At 45.2% G+C, this 22,024-nt stretch carries 17 protein-coding genes; 8 read left to right on the top strand and 9 right to left on the bottom strand.

Going from position 1 to position 22,024, the window contains the following annotated elements:
- The first annotated feature begins 2 nt into the window (after positions 1–2).
- The gene (locus QUA00_RS28580) at positions 3–983 is read left to right on the top strand and encodes a hypothetical protein (RefSeq protein WP_333411950.1); all 981 of its coding nucleotides are present in this window, start codon (positions 3–5) and stop codon (positions 981–983) included.
- Positions 984–1,068: 85 nt separating this feature from the next.
- Entirely contained in the window at positions 1,069–2,553 is a 1,485-nt protein-coding gene (locus tag QUA00_RS28575) for an S-layer homology domain-containing protein (protein ID WP_333411949.1), read from the top strand.
- 224 nt (positions 2,554–2,777) lie between these two features.
- Here the strand turns inward: QUA00_RS28575 and QUA00_RS28570 are convergent, their stop codons facing one another.
- The 3 genes from QUA00_RS28570 to QUA00_RS28560 all read right to left on the bottom strand — a co-directional run bounded on the left by QUA00_RS28570 (position 2,778) and on the right by QUA00_RS28560 (position 5,961).
- Positions 2,778–4,028 carry a tetratricopeptide repeat protein gene (locus QUA00_RS28570; RefSeq protein ID WP_333411948.1) on the bottom strand — a complete coding sequence of 417 codons (1,251 nt, stop codon included), beginning with the start codon at positions 4,026–4,028 and terminating at the stop codon, positions 2,778–2,780.
- Positions 4,025–4,879 carry a hypothetical protein gene (locus QUA00_RS28565; protein ID WP_333411947.1) on the bottom strand — a complete coding sequence of 285 codons (855 nt, stop codon included), beginning with the start codon at positions 4,877–4,879 and terminating at the stop codon, positions 4,025–4,027. Before QUA00_RS28565 ends, QUA00_RS28570 begins: the two co-directional genes overlap by 4 nt.
- 377 nt (positions 4,880–5,256) lie before the next feature.
- Entirely contained in the window at positions 5,257–5,961 is a 705-nt protein-coding gene (locus QUA00_RS28560; protein WP_333142017.1) for a glycerol-3-phosphate ABC transporter substrate-binding protein, read from the bottom strand.
- 205 nt (positions 5,962–6,166) lie between these two features.
- On the opposite strand from QUA00_RS28560, the gene QUA00_RS28555 reads away from it, so the two are divergent.
- A complete protein-coding gene (locus QUA00_RS28555; RefSeq protein ID WP_333411946.1) occupies positions 6,167–6,841 on the top strand; it encodes an acetoacetate decarboxylase family protein in 675 nt (224 codons plus the stop codon).
- Positions 6,842–7,066: 225 nt separating this feature from the next.
- On the opposite strand, the gene QUA00_RS28550 is transcribed toward QUA00_RS28555, so the two are convergent.
- Entirely contained in the window at positions 7,067–7,546 is a 480-nt protein-coding gene (locus tag QUA00_RS28550; protein ID WP_333279998.1) for an orange carotenoid protein N-terminal domain-containing protein, read from the bottom strand.
- A 288-nt stretch (positions 7,547–7,834) separates the two neighbouring features.
- On the opposite strand from QUA00_RS28550, the gene QUA00_RS28545 reads away from it, so the two are divergent.
- The gene (locus tag QUA00_RS28545) at positions 7,835–8,422 is read left to right on the top strand and encodes a Uma2 family endonuclease (RefSeq protein WP_333308981.1); all 588 of its coding nucleotides are present in this window, start codon (positions 7,835–7,837) and stop codon (positions 8,420–8,422) included.
- 86 nt (positions 8,423–8,508) lie between these two features.
- Here the strand turns inward: QUA00_RS28545 and QUA00_RS28540 are convergent, their stop codons facing one another.
- From QUA00_RS28540 to QUA00_RS28525, 4 genes are all read right to left on the bottom strand, one after another.
- On the bottom strand, positions 8,509–11,691 hold the full coding sequence (locus QUA00_RS28540) for an MFS transporter (protein ID WP_333411945.1): 3,183 nt from the start codon (positions 11,689–11,691) through the stop codon (positions 8,509–8,511).
- Positions 11,692–12,059: 368 nt separating this feature from the next.
- Positions 12,060–12,365 carry a hypothetical protein gene (locus QUA00_RS28535; RefSeq protein WP_445305767.1) on the bottom strand — a complete coding sequence of 102 codons (306 nt, stop codon included), beginning with the start codon at positions 12,363–12,365 and terminating at the stop codon, positions 12,060–12,062.
- An 80-nt stretch (positions 12,366–12,445) separates the two neighbouring features.
- Positions 12,446–13,411, bottom strand: coding sequence for a hypothetical protein (locus tag QUA00_RS28530; protein WP_333411944.1), 966 nt, complete (start codon positions 13,409–13,411; stop codon positions 12,446–12,448).
- A gap of 144 nt (positions 13,412–13,555) precedes the next feature.
- Entirely contained in the window at positions 13,556–13,861 is a 306-nt protein-coding gene (locus QUA00_RS28525) for a hypothetical protein (RefSeq protein WP_333142010.1), read from the bottom strand.
- Positions 13,862–13,946: 85 nt separating this feature from the next.
- Between QUA00_RS28525 and proS the strand changes: the two genes are divergently transcribed.
- The 3 genes from proS to QUA00_RS28510 all read left to right on the top strand — a co-directional run bounded on the left by proS (position 13,947) and on the right by QUA00_RS28510 (position 21,466).
- Positions 13,947–15,752: a proline--tRNA ligase gene (gene proS / locus QUA00_RS28520; protein WP_333411943.1), complete on the top strand. Its 1,806-nt coding sequence runs from the start codon at positions 13,947–13,949 to the stop codon at positions 15,750–15,752.
- A 535-nt stretch (positions 15,753–16,287) separates the two neighbouring features.
- The gene (locus QUA00_RS28515) at positions 16,288–19,260 is read left to right on the top strand and encodes an adenylate/guanylate cyclase domain-containing protein (protein WP_333411942.1); all 2,973 of its coding nucleotides are present in this window, start codon (positions 16,288–16,290) and stop codon (positions 19,258–19,260) included.
- 139 nt (positions 19,261–19,399) lie between these two features.
- Entirely contained in the window at positions 19,400–21,466 is a 2,067-nt protein-coding gene (locus QUA00_RS28510) for an adenylate/guanylate cyclase domain-containing protein (protein WP_333411941.1), read from the top strand.
- 79 nt (positions 21,467–21,545) lie between these two features.
- Here the strand turns inward: QUA00_RS28510 and rpmB are convergent, their stop codons facing one another.
- Entirely contained in the window at positions 21,546–21,782 is a 237-nt protein-coding gene (rpmB, locus tag QUA00_RS28505) for a 50S ribosomal protein L28 (protein ID WP_006634309.1), read from the bottom strand.
- Positions 21,783–21,805: 23 nt separating this feature from the next.
- On the opposite strand from rpmB, the gene QUA00_RS28500 reads away from it, so the two are divergent.
- On the top strand, positions 21,806–22,024 hold a 219-nt coding region (locus QUA00_RS28500), incomplete at its 3' end, for a hypothetical protein (protein WP_333411940.1).

Genomic DNA, 22,024 nt, shown 5'->3' with positions numbered 1-22,024 from the left:
TAATGAAAAAAAGACAGTTTATTGCATCTCTTTGTTTGGTAAGTGCCGGATGGGCGATCGAGCTTTCTCCTATTGTTACCAAAGCGGAAAGTCGAATTGTCGCGCAGCAGCCAGCCAGCCTCGCAGCGGAGCCAGATCGCAGATCAACTCACCCTAAAATAGAATTGCTAAATCCTGGAGCAGAGCCGCGACAGCAACTGCGTTTGGAACCCGCTATTAATGTCAAACAAGCGAGAGTTATCACCCTAAAAATCGAGCGAGGAACATCCGTGAACGCACAGTCTTCGCCTGCGCTTAAATTGCCAGGAGCAGTGATGACCTTCGAGACAAAAGTCACTAAGATTGATGCCAACGGGGATATTCACTACGAGTTTTTTTTCGCTAACGCAGATATCGCAGGCGATACTGCAAATTTCCCAGCCACCGCAATTGATGCCCTGCGTTCGCAACTCAAAAAAATGGTCGGAGTGAAAGGTTCTTTCATCATGGACAATCGTAGTTTTGATAAAGGAGGTAAATTTATTTACCCTGAAGGAGTTGACAGCCAATTAAAACAACAGTTTCAACAAATATCTAAAGAGCAACTTTCCTTGCCACTGCCCGCAGAAGCTGTCGGCAAAGGAGCCAAATGGCGCGTTTTTTCTGCCTCTAATTTCAATGGCATAAATGTGAATAACATTGTTACCTATGAATTAACTGGATTGCAAGATGGAGTTGTTACTCTAAATAGCAGTATAGAGCAGCAAGCAAACCCCCAAAATTTGACCAGGCCCCAACTGCCGGCCGGAGCTACTTTAACCCTAAAATCTTTTGTTGGTCAAGGTGGAGGAGAATTTATAATCCGACTAGATCAATTACAGCCTGTTCGCTTTATCATGTCTTTTAATTCTCATACGGAAATTGTTCTAAAAAATCCTGGTAATCCGGAAGAACTAACATTTAAAACACAAATGTCGATGGAGATGACTTTAGATTCTAAATGAGCGCTAGATAGGGTTAAAATACCTGATAACGTGTAAAATTTGCGTAATTTTCTCTTCCAGATTTGGTAATAAAGGAGGATGCTGTATGATTCGATCGCACAGATGGCAAGCTATCATCGGTTTACTGGTAGCCCTGGGGATAATCATCGGGAATTCAATGTTTCCGGGCATGAATGTACCGCCGGCATTTGCTCAAGCTAAATTTCAGGATGTTAAAGACCATTGGGCGCAAGGTTGCATTGAGGAGTTAGCACAGAAAAAAATTATCAGCGGCTACTACGAAGACGGCACTTTTCGCCCGAATCGCCCAGTCAGCCGCGCTGAGTTTGCGGCGATGGTTCGCATGGCTTTTCCCGATGCCAAAACCGTCCGCGCTCCGATCGACTTTGCAGATATTCCTACAAATTACTGGGGTTTTAAAGCAATTCGAGAAGCTTATCAGACGGGTTTTATGTCTGGATACAGTGGCAGTATCTTTAACCCCACTTTGAATATTACCCGCTGGCAGGCTTTGGTAGCTTTAAGCAGCGGCTTGAAATATACACCTACGACGGGGCCGGCGGCTGAGATTTTGGATGCGACTTTTGAGGATGCGCCGCAAATTCCCGAACTGGCCAGAAGTGCGATCGCCGCCGCCACAGAAAAACAACTTGTGGTCAATTATCCGGCTGTAAAACAGCTAGAACCTACTCGGAATGCTACTCGCGCCGAAGTCGCCACTTTTTTCTGTCAGGCGATCGCCAAACCCGGTCAAACGGCCTTAGTTCCTGCGGAATATATCGCCCAAGTTCCGGCGAATATCGGCCCGCCGAGAACAACAGAAACCTCGGAATCGGGGAAACTTCGCGCAGAAGTTTCTTTCGTAAAAGAAGCAGAAAATGCTAAAAATCTCCGCATCAAAATCATCCGCGACGGTAAAAAATTATTAGAAGAACCAGTGCTGATTCCGACTCGTTCTCTAGTAGATAACCCCGACCAAAGAGCCAGCGAAGAAATATCAGAAGGACGTTTTTTATCGCTGCGAATCCGTGATTTGGACGGCGACAAGGAACCGGAAGTCCTGGCAGATTTAGTGTCAACCAAAAGCGGCGTCCGCTGCTGCAATTATTCGTTTATTTACCGCTACGACTCGGCAGCTAACAAATACACTCATATCAAGCATTTCTGGGGCAATGTGAGTTACGAAATTGTCGATTTTGGCAAAAATGATATCCCTGAGTTTAAGAGTCAGGACGGCAGATTTTCCGAGGCTTTTACCAATTATGCTGATTCTCGCTTCCCGCTGCAAGTTTGGCAGTACCGCCAAGGTAAAATGCAAGATGTTAGCAAACAGTATCCGGTGGAAGTATACACGAATTCTGCTGAGCTTTGGCTGGAATCTAACAAGCGTCTGAGTGAAGATGGGGAGGTGAAGGGGGTGTTGGCGGCTTTCATGGCGAACAAGTATGTCATGGGCCAGGAGGCGGAAGGTTGGCAGTTGTTGGAGAAAGTTTATCAAGGACGCGATCGCACTCAATTCTTTGGGAAGTTGCGCGAGTTTTTGGTGAGCACGGGTTATGCTAGTAAGTAGATTGGGAGGTTTTTAACCGCAGATTTAAGCCGATTAACGCGCATTAATACGGATAGTGTATGTAGGGGCGGGTTTTACGAATAATATTTAATTCTCACTAACAATATTACTAAACCCGCCCCCACACAACAGATAACCCACGTCAATTTTTCTTTCGATACTAATCGAAAAAATGTACATGATGATTTACCGCTTTGTGGGGGCGGGTTTATTTAAATCTTTAGTTACAGCCACGTATGGTGGGTGAAACCCGCCCCTACAGAATTCAAATATTCATCTAATTTCCGATTGTGCGGCTGAAAATACTCGCGCAATCGCTGGCTGACAGCATCATCCGCAGGCTGATAATCACCACCGTTGTACTTTTGATAATTCCCCAGTGGAAAATCTGGCAAATCTAAAAACTCAAAAACTTGTTTGAGTGTCGCAGCCGGATTGGCATAAAATTCTTCACTTTGCAAAATCAAAAACTGTTCCCGGTGGAAAAGTTTCATCCACTGTTTGAGACTGCAAGCATAAAGACTCTTATAAATATAATGACAATCTTTCCACTGAGCCCTATCTTCTAAACTGGTTTCGGTTGCACCAGCAAGCAATTGCAACTCGGAATCGATCGCCTTTTCAAAACTCCTGCGTTCAGTACCGCGCCTCACCAGCATTTGATAGTGCGAAAAAGCCCGATCAACTGGATTTCTAAAAATCACAATCAGCTTAACTTTTGGTAAACAACCGTGCAATCTTTCTGCAGCCAGCGGGTGAGTCAGATAAGTCGGAGTTGCTTCTCCTACTAAAAAAGGATGCGAATCAATTGGCGGCGGAAAATGCGCTTGGTACCAAGCTAATCCCTTGTTAAAATGTTCTGAAAAAAAACAGATTTCTTTATTGGCTGCCGGTAAAATCTGAGGGTGGGAAGTGATATATTTGTAGAGAGAAGTTGTGCCGCAACGGGGAGAACCGATGATAATGAAATCGGCCGATCGCAATTTTTCATAATTCCATTCTACTTGTGCCAATTCCGGGCGAGATGCGACTGTTTGCAAGCGGACTGCGGTTTGAAAAAGCGCGATCGACTCTTGAATTTTTCCCTGCTTGCTCAGCGCTACAGCCAAGTTAATGTAGGCTAATGGAAAATTTGGCAAAATCTCGATAACTTCGCGGTAAAGAGCAACCAGGCTGTCAATCAGAGGAGAATATTGAGGCAGCGGCGCGTACAGCAAGGGGAAGTAAGCAGCAGTAAAGTTTGGTTGTAGGAGAATGGCTTTTTGGTGACAGGCGACAGCTTCTGCAATTTGTCCGTTTTGTTGCAGCGCTTTGCCTAAATTGTGGTAAGCGGAGGGCGAATTGGGATTTTGGGCGATCGACTGTTCGTAAAGGGCGATCGACTCTTGCAATTTTCCCTCATCCTTCAAACTATCTCTAAAAGTATCTGTAAAAGTGCGATCCTCTCCGAAGGCTTCGCTAAGGGCAAAACTCATGCTGGAATCCTGTAATAACCGCGCATCATCACCTTAACATCCAAGTGCTTCATTTCGGCAGTAGAAGCATCGTGAATCATATTTTCTGTCGGTGCAATATAAGCCTCACCCGGTGCAATTCTTAGCTTCACCACCGGATAATTAGGATAGCGTCTCATAAACTCATGAGTTAACTGCCTCCTCCAAGGTTTGCTAACATCTGACTCGCGACAGCCCAACATCTCAAAAATGTCCATCTCAGTCAAATTCACAAACAAAAAATAACGGCTGTCCCGCCCTAAATTCAAGCAAATCCGATTAGTAGCGTCCTGCTTTTTCGCCAGCGGCAACCAGTCCCAATTATCAGTATGCAAACCGTTGCGGCAACCCCGTTTATTATCAATTGTTGCCGTACTCAATCCCGGCTGCCTGCCTCCCATACCGTTAATAATTGGCGACGCGTCCGACATACAAAAAGGCTTAAAATATTCAATTAATTTATCGAGTGCTTGCTGGCATTTTTCCTGCGATTTAAACTCAGCGACCTGTAGCCGAGTTGTTAGCGAAGCTATACCGGCAGCAGCAAACAAGGTTAAAACATCCGGCGGTAAACGCACAATTCCTATACCCGAATATGGCGGCGGCGGTTCATGAACCCAAAGCAGTGCAGACTCTGCTGGTGTTGGTTCCCTCCAAGGTTCTTGTGGCATAAAAGCCCCTTCGCAATACGGAATGCGATGGGGTACGCTGTCAACAGCTAGCTGAGTCCCCGAACTCAGCCACACTCGGGGAATTTGCCAGTCTGATTCTGGAGTTTCTAACTCCAAATTTTGACATCTATAAATTACGATACTCCGGCGCAGATAAGACATTTTTTACTATATTTGAAAAACAGGTTTGTAGTAAGGACTAAAGTCCTTAATTTGGTCAAAATTAAGGACTTTAGTCCTTACTACGAACTGGGAACAATTCAAGTTTTTACTACAAAATTATTGCTCTTTTGTAGTCTTATTTAATGACCGCAGTGCATTGGTGACAAGTTAAGACTTAATTGCATTTGTCAATCAGTAATATTACTCAAAAAAAACTGCTTTTTTAGGAGTGGAAAATTTACGATTTGAGAGGGAGTAGGTATAAATATCATGGGAGGCATGATTCCTCGATCGCCAAAATCTCAGTTTTATGCCCAAAATCCGAGTAAATGTTGAGCATAATTGCTGATTGACAAATGCTTTCTTAGCTTAACTTGTTAGCAATGACCGCAATGACCGCAGTGAGAACAGTGAGAACAGTGAGAGCAGTGATTAGTGCAGTGAGTACAGTGACGGCACAAAGCCCCTACTTCACACCCTTCAGCATGAGGAAATTGCCAGAGGGTTTGCGTTAAAGTTGTCGGGTCAACATCCTGCCTGGGAACTGAAGAAAAAGTCAAAACGCGGGCTTCGTCGTCTGTGCTTTCTACCAAAATTTCACCCTCAGCAACTTGAATTGCATCTCGGTGCAAAATGCTGATGCCGAACATATTGGTCATGCCCAATTCTGACAACTTAGAGGCAATTTCATTGAGAAATTCCGAGTTGTTGACAACTGCTTCCGATCGTTCGATTGCTGCGGAGACAGCCTCTGTAACGCGGACAAATTCTAAGGGAAACCAAACCGATTCGCCCGATGTTTGATTGTGTTCAACCTTCCACATATAGGGAATCGCATCGGTATATTCTGTGGTGGGTTTGATATAAGCATTGTTGCCTTCAAATTCTTCGACCAATCTTTCGTTATCGGAAAGGTCGAAGTGTTTGTGCAGCAAACAGATACCAACCTGCTTTTGTAAACCGTGACGGCGGACGATCGCGCCCAGTTCTGTCATGTTGTCTTTGGCTTGCTCTAACAGGTCTTTCGCAGTGAAAAAATGATCTAAACAATCAAAAATATCTGGCTTGTAAGATGTCAGCATACAGGTTTAGGTTTCCTTTTAAGTATCCACCTTTAGAGCATAGGTAAATGCTGAGCCGATGTCAACTATTTGCCGAGCGTAAAACTATTATTGGTTTGAAAGTAAGTAAATTTACTAACAAGCTGCGAAGAAATGTAAAGCCTTGTTGCTTTTTGAAGCGCCAAGCTAAAATAAATATAAAATATCAGACATTAAATCACTTAAAATGGTATATCCACCTGCACCTTGGAGTCTGCAAGGTTATGCTGTTCAGACTTTACAATTGGTAGATGTGGCACGAGTGCGCCTCTTGGTTCCCTCTGAGTTAGAAATTGTCTCTGTATTGCCCGGAAAAACCCTAGGTGGCATTTATATATCCTCCTACGGGTTGGGTTCGGTTATGGAGTACAATGAGTTAATTGTAGTTAGCGCGATCGCCAATTATGCAGGAAAATGGGGCGCTTGGATTTCCCACATCTACGTAGACAATCCTAACTCCGTAGCCGGCGGGCGCGAAATTTGGGGGCTTCCTAAAGAATTAGCTCAATTTAGTTGGGAAGGCAGCGATTCGGTAAAGGCAGCACCGCTAGGCTACCGCGTCACAGTTCGCCAAGAAAACCGTCAACTGTGCAGCCTCAATTACAGCCAGCAAAGCTTAGCCTTACCGCTGCCTTTTAGTGGAAATGTTTTCAGCGCTGACCGCAGCAATTTGCTGTTGTTTAAAGGAGGATTAGAGTCTCGCATCGGTTTGATTAAAGGCGAATTAGAAGTGGCAGAAGAAAGTCCTTTTGCCAGTTTAAACTTAGGTCAGCCATTGCTAACAGTTGCCTGCGAAGATATGCGTTTAAAAGTCGCTGCGCCGGAAGTTGTGGGAAACAGAGCCGTTGAATTCAGTTATTAGCTGTAAAGTGCGGATCTTCGCCGTAAACCTAAAAAAACACAACAGCCAGAAACCCGGTTTCTTGAAGAAGCCGGGTTTCTGGCGTGGCGTATTAGTTTGAGCTACTTACTAATCTTTTTGAGGACTTACGCATCAAACGGCTAAAAACTGGGTTTCTTCCTAAATGCGTCGTTGCCGCACCCAATATTCTCGGATAAACGGGGTTTTTTTTCGTAAGTCCTATTTTTAAATGCCAGCCCCTGGAGCGGCTTCAGCACCCATTTCTAAAACTGTACCGCGAAGGAAATCAATTTGCTGCTGAAAGTCCATCCCCTGAACTTTTCCTAATAAAGCTTTTCCTGCGTCAGGAAGTTGATAGTCTGGAGGCACAGGAATAATAGTTCCTTCGTCCATTCCTACTGCTAGGAAATACCAAAAAGCCAGCTTGGTTTCTGGGCTCATCGAACCGTACATCCGGCTGATTTCAGTATTGGCTTTTGAGGCAATGTCGCGCATTACTTGTAGTTGTGCTTCGTGGGGCAGCGGTTTGACTTGCTCGAACAAACCCTGAGCGATTTCGGAACCGGAAGCACCGGGAGCCGCTGGCGTTATTGACTTGCCCATTTCGGTGTAAACAAACCACAGCACACCTAATTGGTCGTCTACACTCAAGCTCTGAATATCTGCTTTTCCTTGGTCGTAAGCACCGGCAGTAGTAAATGTCATTCAAGCCTCCAAAATAATATGTATTGCTCAGTTTTCTTATGTTTGAGAAAACTTTTGTTTGCTACTTAAGTTAAAGTACCTAATAAATAGTGAGGCTAGAATCTTGCTTAAGACAGAGATGATCCCGGACATAAGTTCGGGGAGTAAATTCACCAAAATTGGGAAAATTTGCAACCAAAGGATGAGGCAAATTTGACACGATTGTTGTTAGCCGAGTTCATGATTAGCATTGTTTAGCCGATCGACGATCGCCTATAATCGCAACAGACCTGTATTGAGGTGGCTGTTATGTCGATCGCAACTGCAAAACGCTTCACCCTAGCGGAATATCACCGCCTGACAGAACTGGGGTTCTTTAGTGAGGACGATCGAGTTGAGTTAATTAATGGAGAACTTGTGAAAATGGCAGCTAAAGGTACCGCTCACGAAACCTGTCTGAGAAGATTATTGCGGGAATTAAGCGCCATAGTAGCAGAGCGGGCAACTTTACAGTGTCAATCTCCCATCGTTTTACCGACAAACAGCGAACCTGAACCTGATTTTTCGCTCGTACAAAATCGCCCTGACGACTATCTATCCTCTCACCCCTGTCCAGGGGATATACTGTTGCTGATTGAGATTGCAGATTCTTCTTTGAGTTACGACAAACAGGTTAAGCTCCCCCTTTATGCTGAAGCCGGAATCTCGAACTATTGGATATTTAATTTATTACAAACTTGCTTGGAATGTTACAGCGATCCGTATCAGAATGCCCCTGGCCAATTTGGTTATCGCAGGACGCTGATTTTTCTGCCCAACGAGTCTGTTAATCTGCCTTATTTTCACGACTTGGCGCTCGATTTATCGAGAGTATTTCCGCCAACTATAGAATCCTGAAGGACTCTGATATTATTCCAAAGAAAATAGGCTGGCAAAACGCCAGCCTAGAATCAGGAGAACTTTATTTCAAACTCGTTGAAAATCTAGCTAAACAAACCCGAAATCCCGTTGACTGCTATTGCTCCAGCCAAAGCGGAAACAACCACAGAAGTCAGAGCCGTACCGAACAGCCACCAAGCTGCGGCTGCTGCCGCTTCGCGTGCATCTTCTGCTTGCTGCTTGGTCTTTTTCTTGAGCTGTTTGATGCGTTTTTTGGCTTCATGTTGCAGGCGTTCCGAACGCAATAAAACGCTGTCCCTGGCTCCTTCCATTTGGTCAACAATTCGGTGAGCGTCAGTCTCGGAAATATCGGAACGAGAACTCAGCAGGGCAACTAAAGTACCGCGATCGAACTCACCTAAACGCTCTTTAATCGCGTCAAATCCTGCCTGCGGGTCATCAAACACTTTGCGTAAGTCCCGCTTGATGCCTTCGTAGTTGAGCTCTGGTCGATCGAGCGAATTGAGGTAATCCCGGATTTTCCCGAAAATACCATCCATTGCTGACTGAAACTTGTCCTGAACCATTTGAACTTGTTCGACAATTTGGTTGCGAACAGATTCAATTTGGTCGGCAATTTTGTTGGCTTCCTCTTCCGAGATATCTTCCCGCTGCGACAGCAATGCTACCAGAGTCGATCGATCGAAGTGCTTCACGCGATCGCCCAAACTTTGCATCCCCATTCCCGGCTCGCTAAACAGCAACTGCAAATCGCGTTTGATGCTTTCAGGATTGAGTTCTTCCTTGTCCGTATTCCGCAAGTAATTTTCCAAACTTCCTTGGAAATCCCGGACTGTTTTTTGAGCGCGAGATGCCAAGCGGCGGGGCGATTTCACGATGCTGCGAATCGAATCTTGCACGCGATCGATCGTCCGATTGATCTGTTCTTCGCTCAAATCTTCCCGCTGCGACAGCAACTTGACTAAAGTTTCGCGATCGACCTGAGAAAGTCTGTCCCGAAGTGCCAAAGCACCCTCTTTCGGATTTTCAAACAATTTAGTCAAATCCCGATTGATGGCTTCTGGATCGAGTTCTTCCAGGTTTGTATTCCGCAGGTAATCGCCAATTTTTGCAGTAACTTCCTCGTACTGTTGCTTAGCTCTATCTGCAACTATTTGCGGCGCGTGGATAATGTTGTCGCGCACAGATTCGATCCGGTCGATCGTCTGATTTATCTGTTCTTCGCTGAGGTCTTGGCGCTGTGACAGCAACTGCACCAGCGTATCGCGGTCGAATTGAGACAAGCGTTCTCTCAGCGCTTTAAATCCCGCTTCCGGGTCGTTTAACAGCGTTTGAAACTCGCGCTCGATCGCTTCAGGATTGAGTTCTTCCTTATTAGTATTGCGGAGATAGTCTTCTACCTTTTGCCGCAATTCTTGGGCTTTCGATTGCGCTTGCTCTTGCAATTCTTGAGCTTTAGAAATCACGCGATCGCGCGAACTTTCGAGCCGCCCGATTAACTGATCGGCTTCCTCTGGACTGAAATCTTCCCGCTGACCCAGCAACTGCACCAAAGTATCGCGGTTAAACTGCGACAGGCGATCGCGCAAAGCCTCAAAACCAGCATCCCGGTCTTCCAAAAGCGCTTGGAAATCCCGCTCGATACCTTCAGGATTCAATTCTTCCTTGCCGGTCGATCGCAAATAATTCTCAATCCGACTCCGCAAATCTTGAGACTGTTCTTCACCAGCAGCAGCTTGCACAATTTCCAACACTTCTTGTCGGACACCTTCAAGCTGTTCGGCAATTTCCGTCACCTGTTCAGGAGCAAACCCCTCACGGCGACCCAGAATACCTACAAAATAATCTGGATTAAACAGCTCTAACTGGCGCAAAACTGCCCCCGGAGAAGCTTCCGGGTCGTAAATCACATCCCTAAATTCCTGCTTGATTGTCTCCCGGTTGAGATGCCAAGGTTGGGCATTCATCAAGTAGTTTTCCACATCAGCCTTAGCTGTATTGAAAGGCAGCGCAGGCACTTTGTCGCCCACCTTAGAAGCCAAAGATTTAGCTTGTTCCGTCCCTTTGGCTGTCAGTTGCTGCAACTGACCAGTGATTTTTTCAACATCCAAATCCGACAAATCCGTCCGCGACAAAACAGTGTTCACAAGAGAGCCCACTCCCAACTGCATCGCTCGCTTCATGGGGCTGCTGGATTCCGATTTGTTTTCCCTACTTTCCAGAATTTGAGACAGCTTGGCATTTAGTTCGTCAGACTTCAGCAAATCGGGAGCCGCAAACTTGAGAAAATCAACCAACTCTAAATTCGGGTCTTTCTGCTCTTGCTGCTTGCCGAAACTTTGCTTCCAAACGCCTTCGAGTTGGTCAGCAACTTGAGTTATTTCCTCTTGAGAAAAGTCTGTGCGACTCTTAACTAAATCCACAAAAGTCTGGCGGTTAACATTCTTCAGAACGTCGCTTCCCGCAAGAGATTTGATATCTGCATCGCCCAGCAACTTTTCAAATTGACCGCGAATTTCCTTAACATCTAATTTCGGTAACTGCAAAGAACCCACATAATCTTGCAGTGTTTCGCGAATGCTATCGGGGTCTACCGCCGAACTCAATTCACGGCGGACAGCGGCCACCGATGCCTCTACAGTATTGACCATTTGGTCGCTGGCCATCTTGCCGCCGATCGCAGCACCAGCAGTACCCATGACGCCTTGAATGCCAGAAAAAGCAGTTTTTATCAAGGAACCGATCATAGAACCGACGGCGCTAGAACCCAGCCACACCAGCGTTAAAAAGTACGCAGCCCAGATGACCACACCAATAATTGCCGCTCCGTCTACGCTGGCAATTGAAGTTAGTTTGACTGCCAAAAAACAAGCCAAAAATAAAGCCAGGTTAACGGTGACTAAAATCCAACCCCCGACTAAACCTTCGATTTTACGAACTTTCTTGCCTATACTTTCGGACTCATCATCATCATCGTCATCGTCGGGTAAAGCCTCGTCCCAATTTGATATCTTGGCGGCGATCGAGAAATTTGTTAACAGGAATTGGAAGCCGAAAGCCATAATGACTCCGGCGATTAATGCTACGAAAAACTGAGGGCTTAAAAACATCAGCCCTCCGATATCGGGGTGGTCAAATGGCACATCTATTTCTACTGGCGTTTGTACTGGCATTTGTACTGGCATTTGTACTGGCATTTGTACTGGCATTTGGCCCCTATCGAGTTTTGGAGTGTACAGCGACATTAATAACTCGCTTTGAAACATAATTTACCTCCTGAATTTTTATGCCTAACTCGGCATAGCGAAAATTGCCCCCTACTTTTTTATCGGGGTGTTTGTAATCTTTAGATGAGGTTTTGTTTGGGTTCGGCTTTATCTTACGGAAGCCCTTATTAGTGACATTGGGATGAGTGGTAACTCAGTTCTATAGTAATCTCATCCTTACTGCTTATTATGGCTCTGGAAGCTAAAAAATAAATCCGTCTAAAGTCAGAAATTACTTTTTAAGGGATTGGTAGCAGCAGAGTTCGCATAATACTGGCAAGTTTGAGGCGGGGGCAATCCCCACCAATTATCAATAGTAGTAAAGTGCGATGTGATGCACTCTACATATCGTATAGTGCGCTACCGAGTTAGGATTCCGTTGGATTTTTAGGCTCAAAACGAGCGAGTAATTCCGGGCGATCGAGCTGCATAATCAGTCGCGCGATCTCGATGGGTTCTAGTTGAATCAAAGGGTCAATAATTTGGGCTAATTCTTCATCAATTTCGCCCAAATACACTTGTAACATACTCTCAACAAGCTCGCGTTTGCTTTGCTGAATACCTTGCTCGATACCTTGCTGAATACATTGCTCGATACCTAGCTGAATACCTTGCTCGATACCTCGCTGAGTTGCTTCTTCAAGCCGTTGTAAATAGAGGGGTGATAGTTCCATAATTAACTCCAGATTTTGTCGATAATAAATAGTAAAGTGATATTGAGCGCACCCTACCGATTGTAGAGTGCGCTGCTGACTCAGGATTCCGGTTGATTTTTTTGTTCAAAATGAGCTAGCAATTCAGAGCGATCGAGCTGCCTAATTAGTCGCGTGCGATCGAGGGGTTCTAGCTGAATCAAAGGCTCGATTATTTGGGCTAATTCTTCATCAATCTCGCCAAATTTTAGTTGTAGGAGACTCTCAACCATCAGGCGTTGAGCGCGCTGCATAGCTTGCTGCATACCTTGCTGGATACCTTGCTGGATACCTTGCTGGATACCTTGCTGGATACCGCGCTGAGTTGCATCTTCCAACCGTTGCAAGTAGAGGGGTGACAGTTCCATAATTAACTCCCGATCTTCTCGATCTATGTCTTGACGTACTTCTAATATCGTTCGCAAGTTGTACAACAATTCTAACGCATTCAACCGAAAGACATTATCTGAGGGTAACTCTCTCAATTCGGCAATAGCTTGCTTCTGCACGTTTCCCTTCCCTAAAACTCTCAGCCACAGGGTTTCTGGAGTCCGGGGGAGTTGGTGAATGGCAATAATCGCTGCTTTCAAAGACGCACCCATAAAATAAACTCCACTTACCCAATTTTCCGGTTCGGGAATCGCTCGAAATCCAGCTAATATCGTGTCGGAAACAGTCGGCGACAGTATCCAAAGTTGGGGCAATTCTGCCTCTGCAATCCGGGTATTTTCTCTAACTGCCGCGCGTTCAAATTCGCCGTGGATATCGAAGAGTTTGCCCAGACAACTGCGAATTTCTCCGATTTGGACGGGGCTGCGGAAGGGTTCAAATACAGCGGGTTTTGCTGCAATTTGACCCAAAATGCCGAGGGCGGTTGCTTCGACTTCCGGTTCTGCTTTCGGGGAAAATAAAACGTCAACCTGCCTTACTTCTCCAGCAACATCCCGGCTGGTTTCTACATTACCGAGAGGGGTTAATAGTTCTTTCAAATACTGTTTAGCAAATTGGTCGTGAATAAATCTGGTCATGCGATTTTAGATTTTAGAGTGGGAATTAGTTACTGGATATGGGTTTGGCGCTTGCCTAAAGTTGCATTGTTTTTTGAATCAGGTCATTAGAATGTAATTGCGCGTCATTCAACAAACATGATATCAGGTGCGCCGCAGCGTACCCTACGAATTTTTGCCGCAGCATTTACCCTCACAGTTGCGAATGCTGCGAATACAGCCGTACTCCTCGAAACGTTGACTGTGTTTGCGAACAGTAGGATAGGCCAGTAAATATAATGGAATTCCGATTAGTTTGTAAAGCAATCGACCAGCAGCATGAACAATATCCCAAATTTCGCTTAAATTAGGTTCTTGAACAAATTCTCCTATTTCATCTTTTAAGGCAAGCCACTGAGATTGCACAGTAGGAGAGTGACAATTATCAAAGACTGCCATACCTTTTTCGTAGTTTTGCCAAATTTTATTCATATATTTAATCAAATCGGGCTTAGTTCTGATAATATCAGAAGTTGATCTAAAATTACACTCATCCGGTATTTTAAGGAAATCAGCCATGCGACTATCTCAAATGCTTTTTGTTACCCTGCGCGAAGACCCGGCAGAAGCAGAAATTCCCAGCCACAAACTATTACTCCGTGCCGGATACATCCGGCGCATCGGTAGCGGAATTTACGCTTATCTACCTTTAATGTGGCGAGTTCTCAAAAAAGTATCTCAAATTGTGCGCGAAGAAATGGACGCTACCGGCGCTCAAGAATGTCTCCTCCCGCAATTGCAACCGGCCGATTTGTGGCGGGAATCCGGCCGCTGGGACACCTACACTCAAGCTGAAGGTATTATGTTTGCCATGACAGATAGGCAGCAGCGAGAATTGGGACTGGGCCCAACTCACGAAGAAGTAATTACTACAATTGCTAAAGATATGATTCGTTCCTATCGGCAATTGCCTTTACATCTTTATCAAATCCAAACTAAGTTTCGCGATGAAATTCGCCCGCGTTTTGGGTTGATGCGCGGTCGCGAATTCATTATGAAAGATGGCTATTCTTTCCATACAAACGAAGAAAGTTTGAAAAAAACTTATCAGGATATGGCTCAAGCTTATAGCAATATGCTGCGCCGATCGGGCTTGCAATTCCGAGCAGTAGATGCTGATTCTGGAGCAATTGGCGGCTCTGGTTCTCAAGAGTTTATGGTGTTGGCTGAAGCGGGAGAAGATGAAGTTCTTTATACTGAAGATGGTCAGTATGCAGCTAATGTGGAAAAGGCTGTATCGATGCCTGCTGATGCCGAACCGTCGCCCTTTGCAACGTTTGAAAAGCGGGAAACGCCGGGAACTGAAACAATTGATAAACTTTGCAAATTTTTGAAATGTTCTCCGACGCAAGTTGTCAAAAATGTGCTTTATCAAGCTGTTTACGACAATGGGATCACAGTCTTGGTCTTGGTAAGCATTCGCGGCGACCAAGATGTGAATCAGGTAAAGTTGCTGAATGAGTTGACGAAGTTAGCGGGCAATTATCAAGCTAAAACTGTTTTATTTTTGACTGTTCCCGATGCGGAAGCTCAGCGGAAATGGGCGGCTAAATCTTTACCTCTGGGTTATATGGCTCCGGATCTTGCTGATGATTATATCGCTGGGAGCAAGGAGGTAAACTCTAAGTTTTTGCGTTTGGTCGATCGCACCGCAGTTGACCTGACAAACTTTGTCACTGGTTCAAACGAATCAGGATACCACGTTGTCGGGGCTAATTGGGATAAAGAATTTCCGCTACCAGCAACGGTTGTAGGCGTCAGAACAGCCAAAAAGGGCGATCGGGCAGTGCACAACCCCGAACAAACCTTGCAAAGCGCCAGAGGCATCGAAGTCGGCCACATCTTCCAATTAGGAACCAAATACTCTCAAGCAATGGGTGCCACCTACACCAGCGAACAAGGCGAAGAAATGCCCTTTGTGATGGGCTGCTACGGCGTCGGCGTGTCGCGGCTAGCTCAATCGGCCGTAGAACAATCCTACGACAAAGACGGGATAATTTGGCCAGTGGCGATCGCCCCGTATCACGCCATCATTAGCATCCCCAATATTTCCGACGCCCAACAAGTAGAAGTCGCCGAAAAACTCTATGCAGAACTCAACCAATCTGGCATTGAAACCCTACTAGATGACCGCGACGAACGAGCCGGAGTTAAATTCAAAGATGCTGATTTAATCGGCATTCCCTATCGCATTGTTCCGGGTCGTTCGCTGAAAGCAGGCAAAGTTGAAGTTGTGGAAAGAGCAACTCACAAATCACATGAAATTCTCATTGATGAAGTAAATTCTACTTTAAAACAGTGGATTGAAGCCGCCATCAACTAAGCCTTTATAATTGGTAAGGTGCGCGCACCGTGCACCTACATTTAGGCTCGCAATGTTCCCGGTGTACACCCTACATTGCGAGCCTCTTGGGAGCATCACACTTTTTCAGCCCAGCTAGAAATTGGAGTTGGGAGGCAGGAGACAGGAGGCAGGATGCAAAATGCAGGAGGAAAGAGGAAAAAAGAAGGAGCCACAAGAAGTGTTTTGGGAGCATCTCAATGAAAGCAGCAAAGCTCGAAATTGGAATTAGGAGTCAGGAGTCAGGAGCCAGGAGAAAAGAGTCAGAAGGAAGAAGAAAGAAGTGTTTTTGCAAATATGAGATGCTCCCAGTGTTTTTACAAATATGAGATGCTCTTCCCTCTTCCTTCTTCTCTCTTCCTTCTTCCTTCTTCTCTCTTCCTTCTTCTCTCTTCCTTCTTCCCTCTTCCCTCTTCCCTCTTCCTTCTTCCTGACATCCGTTACATCCGTTACAGAATCCGTTGCCGAACTTCCCTCTTCTTTGAGATGTGAAATTCCCTAAAACTTAAAACTCGGTATGAATCTGAACCTAAATCAGTTTCTGCGATTCCCTCAATCCCGAATTGGGCGGTACTTAGCTCAAGTAACTGTCGTTGCTGTCGCTTACGCCGTGGGAGCGAGGCTAGCAATTTCAATTCAAGGTGTTAGTCCCTTTGCGGCCTCGGTGTGGCCACCCGCAGGAATTGCACAAGCTGGACTTTTATTGTTGGGGAGAAAAGTCTGGCCTGCCATAGTTTTGGGTACATTTCTGCTAAATTTGGTTAACCCAAATGAACAGATATTCGCGGTTTGGCTGGGAGGAAACGCCGGGGCAATTCTGCAAGCTGTTTTTGCAGTAACTGCCCTGCGCTGGATGGGGTTTCGTCCATCTCTCGCTCGCTTGAAAGATGTAGTTAATTTAATCTTGTTTGGCGGTCTAATTTCTACTCAAATCAGTTGCACGATTGGCGCGTTTTCCCTATATTTAGCGGGCAAAGTAGATTGGACAGAATATTTGTCGGTTCGATGGAATTGGTGGTTGGGAGACACAATGGGAGTTTTAATTTTAACTCCCTTAATCCTAATATTTTTTCGCCCTAAAGTAACCGCCGATCGTTTAAAAAGACAAACAGGCCACCAGCAAAGATATTTAATTTGGCGGGCAGTATGGTTATTATTATTAATTGGGGTGAGCTGGCTTGTCTTTGTGTCGAAAAATGAAGCTTCTATTTCTAGTTATCCCCTGGAATATTTGCCGTTTCCTTTCATAATTTGGTCGGCGCTCCAATTCGGTCAACGAGCCGCTGTCCTAGCCTCGTTCATTGTCTCAAGCATCGCAATTATGGGCAGTTCTCAGGGAGGGGGGCCGTTCATAGCCAAAGCCGAAAATATCACTCAGGCTATCTTATTTTTGCAAGCTTTTATGGCTGTAGTTACAATTACCTCGCTGTTATTGGCAGCGACGGTAGCTGAACGCGCTGAGGCCGAAAATTCCCTGCGAGAAAGCGAAATTAAATATCGAGAATTGGTGGAAAATGCTAGCAGCATTATTATGAAATTGGATGCTGACGGCTATATTACTTTTTTTAACGAATTTGCCGAAATATTCTTTGGCTACACTCAGGAAGAAATCCTGGGTAAAAATGCAATGGGAACAATTCTTCCGCAGACAGACATCGAAGGGAATAACTTACAGTTGGTTTATCATGAAATTTTACAAAATCCCGATCGCTTTACGAGCTATGAAAATGAAAACCTCCGGCGCAGTGGCGATCGCGTTTGGGTATCTTGGGCAAATAAACCGCTGGTTGGTTCAGCGGGAGAAATCCTGGGAATCCTCTGCATCGGCACAGATATCACCGATCGCCGAAAAGCTGAAATAGCGCTGCAAAAGCTGAATGAAAAGCTGGAAATCCGAGTTGAAGAGCGGACAAATGCCCTGAAACAAAGCGAACTTCAGCTACAGAAACAGAAATCGGCATTAATTGATTTAGCCAAAAATAAAGCGCTGAATCAAGGCGACTTAACAAAAGCGCTTCAAGAAATAACTGAAACTGCTAGCCGTACTCTGGAAGTTGCCCGATCGAGCGTCTGGCTGTACGATCGCACTAAATCCAAGATCGAGTGCCTGGATTTGTTCGATCGCGCTGTCAACCAGCACTCAGACGGTTTGGAATTAGCAGAAGCAGACTATCCTGTCTATTTCCAAGCACTGCGAGAAGAACGCGCAATTGCTGCCTTTGACGCGCAAAACGATTTTAGAACGAGAGAATTTGCGGAATCTTACCTAATTCCGTTCGGCATCACTTCCATGCTAGATACGCCGATTCAAATAGGCGGAGAAACAGCAGGAGTCCTCTGTTTAGAACACGTAGGAATGCCCCGCTATTGGACGATTGAAGAACAAAGTTTCGCTGTTTCTCTAGCAGACTCTGTAACTTTCGCAGTGGAAGCGCGAGAACGCCAGCGCGCTGAAGAAGCGCTGCGGCAAGCTGAGGCAAAATACCGCAGCATTTTTGAAAATGCGATCGTCGGCATCTTTCAAACTACTCCCGATGGGGAATATCTCAGCGTCAACCCTGCTTTAATTCGTATTTACGGTTATAGTTCGTTTGAAGAGTTGAAGGCAAATTTAACTAATATTAACCGCCAGCTCTATGTATGCCCCCAACGCCGCGCCGAAGTCATTAATTTAATGCGAAAAAACGGCAAAGTATCAGATTTTGAATCTCAGGTTTACCGCCAAGATGGCAGTATAATTTGGATTGCGGAGAATGCTTATACTGTCTGCGACGGACATGGAAATTTGCTTTATTACGAAGGTACTGTTCAAGATATCACAACTCGCAAACAAGCTGAGGCAGCTTTGCGCTTAGAACAAGAAAAATCTGACCGTCTCCTGCTCAACGTTTTACCGCAAGCGATCGCCGACAGATTAAAACAAGACCAAAGCATCATCGCCGATACTTTTTCCGAAGTAACAGTATTGTTTGCAGATATAGTCGGTTTTACCCAAATTAGTTCCCAAATTTCTCCACCGGAATTAGTTTCCTTGCTAAACGATATTTTTTCCACCTTCGATCGCCTAGCAGAAAAGCACGGATTGGAGAAAATTAAGACTATTGGCGACGCTTACATGGTAGTAGGAGGGCTGCCCATGCCCCGCAGCGATCATGCAGAGGCGATCGCACAAATGGCCCTTGATATGCAGCAGGCAATTATTGACTTCAGCAATACCCACAATCAAGATTTCAGCATCAGAATCGGCATCAACACCGGCCCGGTTGTCGCCGGAGTTATTGGAATTAAAAAATTTATTTACGATTTATGGGGAGACACCGTTAACACCGCTTCCCGCATGGAATCCCACGGCTTGCCGGGGTGCATTCAAGTCACGTCTGCAATTTATGATATATTGCAGGACAAGTATGTATTTGAAAGTCGCGGCGCGATCGAAGTTAAAGGCAAAGGCGAGATGAACACTTATTTTCTTACAGGCATCAAGTTATAGCAGTAAGAAAAAAGGCTTTTCGGCTTCGCTCAGCATAAAAAGAAGGAAGAAGCAATATAATAACTCATGTTTCAGCAATTAAGAACATCCTAATATTCGCTGGCGGTTGCTATAGTTAGTTAAAAATATAACACTCAGTATGATTCCCCAAAAAAATCAGTTCCTGCGATTTCCTCAATCTAGAACTTGGCAATACTTAGCAAAAATAGCTGCCATTGCTTTTGCTTACGCTTTGGGAGCAAAAATAGCAGTTTCAATCCCCGGCGTAAATAAATTAGGTACGTGCGTCTGGCCACCCGCAGGAATTGCACAAGCTGCACTTTTATTGTTCGGGCGGCAGGTGTGGCCGGGAATAGCTTTAGGCGTATTTTTTTACGAGACTATTAATCTCCATATCTCCATAATAAGTGCAACAATTAGTGCTTTTTGTGCTTGTTTACAAGCTTTGTGTGCATTTACTTTGTTGCAAAAACTCAAGTTTCGCCCCTCACTAAATCGGCTGATAGATGTAGTCAATTTAGTTGTCAGCGGTGCTGTAGTTGCCACTCAAATCAACTGCACTCTCGGCACGCTACGCTTCTGTGTAACTGGTTTAGTTGACTGGAGCGAATATTGGCCCGTTAGATGGAATTGGTATCTCGGAGATACATTAGGAGTGTTAATTTTTACTCCCCTGCTGTTGATTATATACAACCACAAACCAGCGCCCAGCCCTTCACCAAATACAGCTTCTCAAACAATTCTCAATCGCATCGGTGCCGGAATATGCCTGCTGTTATTAGTAACAGTCAGTTGGCTAGTCTACAACTCCAAAAGTGAAAGTAATCTCTCCGGTTATCCCCTCGAATACTTGCCATTTCCCTTAGTAATTTGGGCAACCATTCAATTCGGTCAGGGCGGGGGTGTTTTAGCATCTTTCATTGTATCCAGTATCGCCATTTGGGGCGGTTCTCAGGGAGGCGGCCCTTTTCTTGCCAAAGCGGAAAATATAAATCAGGCAATCTTATTTTTGCAGGCTTTTATGAGCGTAATTGTAGTTACATCGCTGCTGTTGGCCGCCACTGTAGCCGAACGCGCATCAGCAGAGGATTCGCTGCGCCAAAGCGAAATTAAGTATCGGGAATTAGTGGAAAATGCTAACAGCATTATTTTAAAAGTAGATACGGAAGGAAATATTACTTTTTTTAACGAATTTGCACAAAACTTTTTTGGTTACGATGAAAAAGAAATAATTGGCAAAAACGCCGTGGGAACAATTATTCCCCAGACAGATACAACAGGAAATGACTTGGCCGCAAAGGTGAGAGATATTTTGCAAAACCCAGAACAATACACGCGAAATGAAAATGAAAGCATCCGGCGCAGCGGCGATCGCGTTTGGGTATCCTGGGCAAATAAACCGCTGTTTGACGCGGCAGGAAAGTTCGCGGGAATGCTGGCAATCGGTACGGATATCACAGACCGCAGGCGGGCTGAAATGGCACTTTACAAGCTGAATGAAGAGTTAGAATTTAGAGTGGAAGAACGAACTAATGCTCTGAATGATACTTTAAGTGCACTGCAAGTTCAACAGGAACAATCAGAACGCTTGTTGTTGAATATTTTGCCTGAAGAAATAGCAAGTCGTTTGAAACGAGGAGACAGTACGATCGCAGATACTTTTGCTGACGTTACTGTCTTGTTTGCGGACATAGTAGGCTTTACTCAATTGAGCTCGCGAGTTTCTCCAACGCAATTAGTAGCCTTGCTGAATGACATCTTTTCGACCTTCGACAACCTAGCAGAAAGGCACGGTTTGGAAAAAATTAAGACGATTGGCGACGCTTACATGGTAGTAGGAGGGCTGCCAATTCCTCGCCCGGATCACGCAGAAGCGATCGCAGAAATGGCGATCGATATGCTGCAGGCAATTACTGACTTCAGCGATACCCACAAGCAAGATTTTAGCATCAGAATCGGCATCAACACTGGCCCGGTTGTTGCCGGAGTCATCGGTATTAAAAAATTTATTTACGATTTGTGGGGAGACACCGTTAACACTGCTTCCCGCATGGAATCTCACGGCAAGCCAGGGAGTATTCAGGTAACAGAAACAACTTATCAGGAATTGCGAGAAAAGTATTTCTTTGAAAACCGCGGCGCGATCGAAGTTAAAGGCAAAGGCGAGATGACTACTTATTTACTGCAAGGCAGAAAGTTGCTTTAGTAAAGGTTTTTCTCTAAAAGTAAGGGCGATCGCACTCTCAAATGTGCGATCGCCCTTACTTTTACACTAGCCAAGTTTTTTAAAGCTTGTACAGGTTAATTCCAGCTTCCTTCGCCATGATTTCCAAACCCTTGTGTTGCAAGGTTTTAATCGCCTTTGTAGAAAGGTGCAATCTTACCCAGCGCTTCTCCTGCGGCCACCAAACCCGCTTCCACTGCAAATTGGCGTCTTGCAATTTGTGAGTGCGGTGGTGCGAGTGAGAAACTGCAAAACCGTTATTAGCCTTCTTTCCCGTTAGCTGACATTTCCGAGACATACTTCCCTCCAGATTACCGTTTTTTGCGTGCAGCATTTCATTATACCCGAAGGAAGAAGGAAGAAGGAAGAAGGAAGAAGGAAGAAGGCTTGACTTATCCCTTTACCAATAGAAATAAACTCTTGCTCCCCCCCTTAGCAAGGGCAGGGCGGTTTCATTCTCACCAAAATCAGGCTTTTGTAGGGGCGGTGCCCCCGTGCCCGCCCCCACCCACAGACGATTTCACAGGCGTTTGGGACATG

The organism is Microcoleus sp. T2B6 (assembly GCF_036700475.1).
In the GTDB taxonomy this organism is placed as follows: Bacteria; Cyanobacteriota; Cyanobacteriia; order Cyanobacteriales; family Microcoleaceae; genus Microcoleus.
This window is presented reverse-complemented; position numbering and strand designations above follow the sequence as displayed.